At 68.9% G+C, this 7601-nt stretch carries 10 protein-coding genes; 4 read left to right on the top strand and 6 right to left on the bottom strand.

What is annotated here, in order from left to right; all coding sequences use genetic code 11:
• Positions 1 to 274 precede the first annotated feature (274 nt).
• Positions 275 to 1516 carry a DUF222 domain-containing protein gene (locus ACRDSQ_RS19840; RefSeq protein WP_431423114.1) on the top strand — a complete coding sequence of 414 codons (1242 nt, stop codon included), beginning with the start codon at positions 275 to 277 and terminating at the stop codon, positions 1514 to 1516.
• A 93-nt stretch (positions 1517 to 1609) separates the two neighbouring features.
• On the opposite strand, the gene ACRDSQ_RS19835 is transcribed toward ACRDSQ_RS19840, so the two are convergent.
• The 5 genes from ACRDSQ_RS19835 to ACRDSQ_RS19815 are packed head-to-tail and all read right to left on the bottom strand — an operon-like array spanning position 1610 to position 3869.
• Entirely contained in the window at positions 1610 to 1783 is a 174-nt protein-coding gene (locus ACRDSQ_RS19835; protein ID WP_431423113.1) for an Imm1 family immunity protein, read from the bottom strand.
• Positions 1740 to 2138, bottom strand: a complete 399-nt coding sequence (locus ACRDSQ_RS19830; RefSeq protein ID WP_431423112.1) for an Imm1 family immunity protein — start codon at positions 2136 to 2138, stop codon at positions 1740 to 1742. The genes ACRDSQ_RS19835 and ACRDSQ_RS19830 overlap by 44 nt, the downstream gene beginning before the upstream one ends.
• A gap of 2 nt (positions 2139 to 2140) precedes the next feature.
• Complete coding sequence (locus ACRDSQ_RS19825) at positions 2141 to 2839, bottom strand: DddA-like double-stranded DNA deaminase toxin (RefSeq protein ID WP_431423111.1); 699 nt, start codon at positions 2837 to 2839, stop codon at positions 2141 to 2143.
• A gap of 1 nt (position 2840) precedes the next feature.
• Positions 2841 to 3023, bottom strand: a complete 183-nt coding sequence (locus tag ACRDSQ_RS19820; protein ID WP_431423109.1) for a DUF397 domain-containing protein — start codon at positions 3021 to 3023, stop codon at positions 2841 to 2843.
• 6 nt (positions 3024 to 3029) lie between these two features.
• Positions 3030 to 3869 carry a helix-turn-helix domain-containing protein gene (locus tag ACRDSQ_RS19815; protein WP_431423107.1) on the bottom strand — a complete coding sequence of 280 codons (840 nt, stop codon included), beginning with the start codon at positions 3867 to 3869 and terminating at the stop codon, positions 3030 to 3032.
• 209 nt (positions 3870 to 4078) lie between these two features.
• On the opposite strand from ACRDSQ_RS19815, the gene ACRDSQ_RS19810 reads away from it, so the two are divergent.
• On the top strand, positions 4079 to 5032 hold the full coding sequence (locus ACRDSQ_RS19810; RefSeq protein ID WP_431423105.1) for an LLM class F420-dependent oxidoreductase: 954 nt from the start codon (positions 4079 to 4081) through the stop codon (positions 5030 to 5032).
• 10 nt (positions 5033 to 5042) lie between these two features.
• Complete coding sequence (locus ACRDSQ_RS19805; protein WP_431423103.1) at positions 5043 to 6395, top strand: glutamine synthetase; 1353 nt, start codon at positions 5043 to 5045, stop codon at positions 6393 to 6395.
• A gap of 6 nt (positions 6396 to 6401) precedes the next feature.
• On the opposite strand, the gene ACRDSQ_RS19800 is transcribed toward ACRDSQ_RS19805, so the two are convergent.
• Positions 6402 to 7319, bottom strand: coding sequence for a helix-turn-helix domain-containing protein (locus ACRDSQ_RS19800; protein ID WP_431423101.1), 918 nt, complete (start codon positions 7317 to 7319; stop codon positions 6402 to 6404).
• Here ACRDSQ_RS19800 and ACRDSQ_RS19795 point away from each other — a divergent pair.
• Positions 7312 to 7601: hypothetical protein (locus ACRDSQ_RS19795; RefSeq protein WP_431423099.1), on the top strand; the 290-nt coding region annotated here is incomplete at its 3' end. The genes ACRDSQ_RS19800 and ACRDSQ_RS19795 overlap by 8 nt on opposite strands.

The raw sequence follows: 7601 nt of genomic DNA, 5'->3' as shown, positions 1-7601 counted from the left end.
CTAGGGCCGAAGGGCCGCAGGCGGCAGCGGCCGGCAGGTTCAGCGGGTCGAAGCATCTGATCTTGGTACTCGTCAGGGGACTGATCGGGTGTGATCTGTCGTTGCCGTGTCACCCGTGGCAGCAGCGCATTGTCAGGCAAGGAGTCGCGGTGTGTGTACCCGGAATCTGTTTCACCGCAAGGCATTCCCCGATGTTGACACCATCGTGTGACATGGGTCGTCGGGGCCGGAAACCGGGCCGGGATTGTCGGTGGTCGCGGGGAGACTTGGTGGCATGGCGGAGCTGGAGATCCATCACAACGACCCGGACAGGTTCTGGGCGTCACGTGGTCCCGCGCTCACGTCTGAGTTGGTCACCGCCGTGGGTGAGGCACGGGCCGCGATGGCCCGGGTGCTCGATCTGGTGGGCGAGTTGGAGGCCGACGACATCCACCGGCTCGCCGGATACGGGTCCCTGCCCAAGTTCCTCGCCGCCCTGGTGCGGGTCCACCCGCGCGAGGCCCGCCGCTGGGTGGAGCGGGCCGAGGTGCTCGCCGAGACGGTCACCCCGACCGGGCACCACCGGCCCGCCGCCCTACCCGCCACCCGCGCCGCCATGGGCGACGCGGTGATCGACGGTGAGCACGTCGACATCATCGCCAAGACCATGGGCGACCTGCCGGCGTGGGTGGACGCGCCGGCGCGTGACGGGTTCGAGGCCGCGTTGGCCGAGCAGGCCCGCACCGCCAACCCGGCCGAGTTGCGGGTGTGCGCGGAGCGGATGCTCACGGTGCTCGACCAGGACGGGCCCGAACCCGCCGACACGCCGGAGCCGCAGCCCAAGAACTTCCTGGCGTGGCGGCGGCACCGCGACGGCGTGGTCCACGGCCGGTTCGAGTTGACCCCCACCGACGGCGCCACCCTCGAAACACTGATCACCGCACTGGCCGCACCCCGTGAGCATGATCAGCGTGACCCGGCCGAACGCAACGGCGACGCCCTCGCCGAACTCTGCGACCTCGCCCAAGCCGCCCCCGACCTGCCGACCGAGGCCGGGGAGCGCCCGCACCTGCACCTGACCGCCACCATCGAGACGCTGCGCGACGGGGTCGGCCGGGCCACCCTGGACACCGGGGCCACCCTGTCGGCCGCCGAACTGCGCGCCGCCGCCTGCGACAGCGCCGTCATCCCCTACGTCATGGGCGGCGCCACCCGACCACTCGACGTCGGCCGGATCCGCTACACCATCCCCACCCACCTACGCCGCGCCCTGATCCTGCGGGATCAGGGTTGCAGGTTCCCAGGATGTGATCGGCGGCCCCGCTCCTGCCACGGCCACCACGTGGCGCACTGGGCCCACGGCGGGCCCACCGCACTCGACAACCTCGTGCTCCTGTGCGGTGTCCACCACCGCTTGGTGCACAACTCCGACTGGGCCGTCACCATCGTCGACGGGCTGCCCGAATTCACCCCGCCCGCCTACCTGGACCCGCAGCGAAGACCACTCCCCGCGGCACCACGACACTCGGCGGCCTGAACAGCCACCGAGCCACCGAGCCACCGCCCGCACGCCTGGGCGCACTTCACCGGGCTCCAAGCACCGCGTGCTTCCACCACCTGAACCCGCCGGCTACTGCCGCACTGTCGACGGACGCGAGCCGGTGTCGAGGAATTCGCGAAGGCCGCGCCGCACCTGCTCGATCGGCACTTCCACATCGGCTGGACCACCCGTTGGCGGCAGTCGTCGGGAAGCCCCCTGGTCATTCGTCGGATTGCCAGTCAAGGCAGGTGGGACGGGCGCCATCTGTTTCCATGAATTCCTTGACGGCCATACGAATGATGTCGATCGACAGTTCTGAATTTGCCGGAAACTCGGTGTCCGTATCCATGAAGAAGTACGTGGGCGGTTCCTCGGCGGGCAGTTCACCGACGCTGTACACGCCTTCGAACCACTCGCGCCCGCTGTAGCGCAACACGCCTCGGTCACGTTTGATCCCCACGTCCAGTCCCTGCGTGTAGGGATCGACGGCCAGCACGACCTGCATCAACAGCGGTGCTTGGGCGGGTGATTCGACGCGGAGTCGGTCAATCAAGTCGTCGATCTGCGGCTCGGTATCGACCCGGATCGGCGACGACGCATGCGCGCGGTCGTAGTGCACGACTATGGCACCCACTCGGACGTGCCACCTCCTCGGTACTCGCGGACAACGCCGTCGGATCCATGGACCGTCATCGTATACCCAGCCGGAAGAATGACGGAGATAAGCGCCTCGCAACCCATGTCGCCCATGCAGGGAATGTTGTTCAGTGTCAATGTGATGGAGCGGATCTGGTTCTTTCGCATGTGTGCGGCGAGTTTGATTTCGACGTGTGTCGTGACGAGTGGCATCCGTCGAGCCCGCATACTCTTGAGGAGTCGAACGACCTCGTCGTCCTTGTCATCCTTGCCACTTACCACTTCGTGGGTTTGGCCGTTTGCGTCGGTCCATCGGCCGTGGGTCTTCTGGCCGGAGCCAGGTGTGACCGCCGGGGGAAGCGATGCTCGGATGCGTTCGAGCCGGTCGACGGGTGGTGGACGATCGTGCGGAACCGGATTCGCGACCCCGAGCGCGCGCAGGTAATCCCGGAAGATCTGTTCCGCCTCGCTGATGGTGGCGATCTGATGGGTGATGACCTGACTGGCTTCCGCCAACGAGCCCTCGACAGCGGCGGCGTCCGGGTCGGCGGTACCGGCAAACGCTGCGGCGAATCCTCGTTGCGCATCGCGGATGAGTTCGGTCGCGCGCACGAGAAGGCACCGGGCCTCATCGCCGACGCGAAGCGCGCAGGCGACCTGCGCCGCAAGGCGCTCGACTGACATGTCAGCCGTTACGAACCACCAACGACGTCAGGCGAGCGGGCAGCCATGACGACGCGGGCAGGCGCAGGGTGCCTGCACCGGGCTTCTTGGAGTCGCGCAGCCACACCTCTGCCGAGTAGGAGACCTCGATGCAGTCGGCACCCTCGCCGCCACTGAAGCTCGACTTCCGCCACTCAGCGTGCATGCTGTTTCAGCTCCGTTCGAAATCGGCCGCCATTCTCGCCAGGAAGTTCACCGAGTCGGCGGATCCCAGCGACACCTCGATCAGCCTAGCCGTGACATCCTGAAACATCAGGATGTCTTCCGGCTCGTCCAGGAAGCCCGACGAGCCGTGGTGTTCCACGAACACCATCGTGGGTGTTCGGCTGAACGCGAGCATGGAGAAGTGGCCGGGGTTGAGATATCCGCCGTGCTTGAACGGAATCACCCGCACGGAGATGTTGGGGAGTTTCGCGCGATCCGCGAGCCAGCGGATCTGCTCTGCCATCACCGCGCTTCCGCCATAGGCACGGCGAAACACGGCCTCGTCCAATATGGCCGTGTAGCGAGGTGGCGCGAGTTTGGTCAGGATCCGCTGCCGATCCATCCGTGCTTCGACCAACGCTTGCTGGGCGGTTGGGGTCGCCCGACCTGTTGCCATGATCGCGCTCGCGTAGGCGTGGGTCTGGAGCAGACCGGGCACGACCGAGGGGGCGAAGTTAACGATCGATCCCGCTTCCGACTCGAAGTCGGTCAGGGCCTTCAGCAGATGTGTAAGGCGGGGACTGGTCTCCATCCAGCCTGGCGAGTTCACTTCCTCCACCATCGCCAGGATCCGCTTGCGTTCCGCGCCCACCACCCCATAGATCGCCAGAAGTGTGGCCACATCCGCCACCGAAGGGATCCGCTTCGCATTCTCCGTGCGGTTCACCGTGGCAATGGATATTCCCGCGCGGGCCGCCGCCTGGCGGGTCGTCAAACCCGCCTGCTCTCGCAGTCTCGTCAACTCGCTTGCCAGGGCGCGCAGCCGGGCGGGCAGTCGTTCGCTCATGTGTTCCATCAGATCAGCTGTTTCCCACGTCGGAAATGACACTGATGGATGAGAGTTTTCGGGGTGTGAAACGCGCGCCTCCCTGTCACCCCCATGCTGCGCGAGACCTCGAACCCGTGCGTGTCGGAAATGACAGTGGTGGTTGAGGGATGGATGAGGGGTGGCGGGGTGTGGAACGCTGTCGGCAGGAAACGATCCAGGAGGCGCTTATGTCGAGGTGGGGCATCACGTTGCCGCTGACCGGGGTCCCCCTGGCGGCACACCGGGACCTGGTCAAGGAACTACCCGACCTCGGCTTCACCGACGTGTGGTCCGCCGAGACCGCGGGCACCGACGCCTTCACCCCACTCGCGCTGGCCGCCGAATGGGCCCCCGAACTCCGGCTCGGCACGGCGATCGTGCCGGTCTACACCCGTGGGCCAGGCCTGCTCGCGATGAGCGCCGCCACGATGGCCGAACTCGCGCCCGGCCGCTTCGCCCTCGGCATCGGGACGTCCTCACCCACCATCGTCGAGGGGTGGAACGGCATCGACTTCGACCAGCCGTTCCACCGGATGCGCGACACGCTGCGCTTCCTGCGGTCGGCGTTGGCGGGGGACAAGGTCACCGAGAAGTACGGCACCTTCGAGATCACCAAGTTCCGGCTCGAACGCCCGCCTGCCCAGCCGCCCGAGATCATGCTCGCCGCACTGCGGCCCGGCATGCTCAAGCTGGCCGCGCGTGAGGCCGACGGTGCGATCACCAACTGGCTCGGCGCGGGCGACGTGCCGACTGTGCGCGCCGAGGTGGGTCCCGACCTCGAACTGGTCGCGCGCATCTTCGTCTGCCCGACCGAGGACGCCGCCGCCGCGCGCGCCCTGGGCAGGCTGCTGATCAGCAGCTACCTGACCGTCCCCGCGTACGCCGCCTTCCACGACTGGCTGGGCCGCGGCGACGAACTCAAGCCCATGCACGACGCCTGGGCGGCGGGCGACCGAGCCGGGGCCAACGCGGCGATCCCGGACTCCGTGGTCGACGACCTGATCGTGCACGGCAGCGTGGACCACTGCCGCGAACGCGTCCAGTCCTATGTGGACGCCGGGCTGACCACGCCCGCCATCGCCGTGCTGCCGACCGGGGCCGACCCGATCGAGACCGTCCGGGCGCTCGCCCCGCGGCCGTGATGGCCCAAAGATGACGATCCAGCACAGTCGGCCGGTCGGGCCGAGAACCCTGGCCGACCGCGCGCTCGCCGCGTCCTCGCTGTCGGGGGCGTTGCGGGCGGCGGTCGTGTCCGGTGACGTGCGGCGAATCGTCTGCCTGGTGCCCGATCCGCACGCACGGTTCGCCGCGGTCGAGGTGGGCGCGGAAGTCTTCGTCGACGCCGTCCTGCCCGCCGGCTACGGCATGGTCGCGCACGTCTTCGGCTGGAACCCCGACCGCGACCCGGTCAACGCCTCCGCCGTCGACCCGTTCCTCGGCGGCTACGGCGACCTCACCCTCCGGCCGGACCTGGCCACGCTCGCCCCGGCCGGGCCGGGCGCCTGGTTCGTCGTCTGCGACGTCGAGTGGCCCGACGGCCGTCCCGTGGTCGAAGCGCCGCGAACCCTGCTGCGCGACCACATCGCCGCCGCCGAGCGGCTCGGATTCGTTCCGTCCGTGGGCATCGAGCACGAGGTCACGTTCACCGCGCCCGACGGCACCCCACTCACCGACCGGCGAGTCGACTACGCCGTCGACGGCCTCTCCCCGCTGCGTGACCTGCTCACCGACGTCCACGCGGCCATTGACCGCCTCGACCTCGGCGCCGAATCCGCGAGGGGCGAGGCCCACCCGGGCCAGTACGAGATCGTCCTGCGCCCGCGCGACGCCATCGCCGCCTGCGACGACGCCATGCTCCACCAACTCGCCATCCGACAGGCCGCCGCCGCCCGCGGGGCCCGCGCGGGGTACCTGGCGGCCGAGTCGACCGAGACCGCGAGTTCCTGCCACGTCCACCTCGCCCTGTTCGACCCCGGCGGCGGGTCCATGGTCGCGGGCGCCCAGCCCACCGAGCCGTCGGCCGTGTTCGGCCACTTCCTCGCCGGCATCCTGCGTGCGGCGGGCGACCTGACCGCGTTCTGGGCGCCCACCTGGAACTCCTACGTCCGCTTGCGCACCGCGCCCTTCTCACCGCGCACCCTGCGGTGGGGCACCGACGATCGCACCGCCGCCATCCGCATGGTCGGCCGCGGCCCGTCCCTGCGCATGGAAGCCCGCTTCGCGGGCGCTGACGCCCAACCGCACCTCGTGGTCGCCGCCCTGCTCGCGTCGGGCCTGTCCGGCATCGAGGAACGCCTCCCACTGCCCGCGCAGGGCCGAGTGGTCGGCGACCTGGCCCGCACGCCGTGGGACGCGCTGACCCGGCTCACCGACTCGAAACTCGCCCGAACCCTCCTGGGAGACGCGGTGGTCGAACACCGCGCCGCCATGCTGGGGGAGGAGCTGAACTCGGGCCTGGACTCGGTCTCCGACTGGCAGCGCACCCGAGGAGACCTGCGCGGGTAGGCGCGTTCACCAGCGCCAGCGGAATCCGTAGCAGCCGGGCCCGAAGTCGAGGGCGACGCCGTGGACCGTGCCGTCCGCGCCGACCTGGACCCGCCGCGCCCTCTCCTCTCCGGTCTCGGTCACGGTGTACTGCTCGCACTCGGCGGGGATTTCGGCGAAGCACACCTCCAGGACGTACTCGCGGACCGGCATTCGGAACTTGCGCTCGTAGTTGGTGGCGGCCGGATACGGCGGCTGGTTGACCAGCTCGTGCTCGGTGATGACCGTCTCGCCCCGTTTCAGCGGGGTCTCGAAGAGGAGTTCGGCGACGAGCAGACCGGCCTCCGGCTTGCGCACGACCCGGCCGAGTTCGCAGTGCCGAAGGAGTCTGACCAGGGGCAACGGTCGTTCGTGCTCGTCGAGGTGCATGATCACCACCCACCGGTCCGGGCCGTCGGCGTTGGCCCGCAGCACCTGCCGGGAGATGGTGGATCGCTCGTCGCGGTCGGGGCCGACGATGAACCGGTCGTGGTGGCTGATCCGGCTGAGTCGGTCGTCCCAGCCCATGTCGACGTGGCTGAGCGCTTCCTCGATCTGGTCCGGCCGCGGCCACAGCGCGCCGACGGGCAGCCGGTGGGGCACCCCGGTGAGCCGCCGCTTGGGCTGGTCGAGGAGCCGGGTCAGCGTGCCGGGCGCCACCCACAGGATCTCCTCCAGGTGCTTCACCACGACCTGCGACGACCGGCGTTCCGGGTGGCTGCGGCCCGACTGCCAGTAGCTCAGGGTCGCGACGCTGACCCGGACACCGCGCGCCAGCAGGTGCGCCGTGATCCGGCCAAGCGTCAGGCCGCGTGTCTCGATCGCGGCCCGCAGCGTCTCGGCGAAGGTGGGAGCCGGTGCGGGCCGGTTGTCGCGGTCGGCCACGATGCCGGACTGGATGACCATGGTGACCCCCGTTTCGCCGTACAACCGCGAAGCAGACCCTAATCACCCGGTTGCGGATTCCATAGATTTGGCGAGACAGGCCATTTCAAGTGCCGCGAGTGAAGAGTTAATGGTTGTGAATCAGCCCGTGTACAAGGTCAGATTCCACCTCGCGATGGCTTCGTTGACCGGCTGGAACACGGCGTTGTCGCCCGCGGGGCAGCTGTTTCCCGTCGACTACGCGGAACGGCCTGCCGGTGAAGTCACCGACAGGCCGTTCCGGGTGTCCAGAGTGGATCAGGC

It is taken from the genome of Actinokineospora sp. (assembly GCF_050699995.1).
In the GTDB taxonomy this organism is placed as follows: domain Bacteria; phylum Actinomycetota; class Actinomycetes; order Mycobacteriales; family Pseudonocardiaceae; genus Actinokineospora.
The sequence above is the reverse complement of the archived record's forward strand: the minus strand, read 5'-3'. Positions and strand labels throughout refer to the sequence as shown.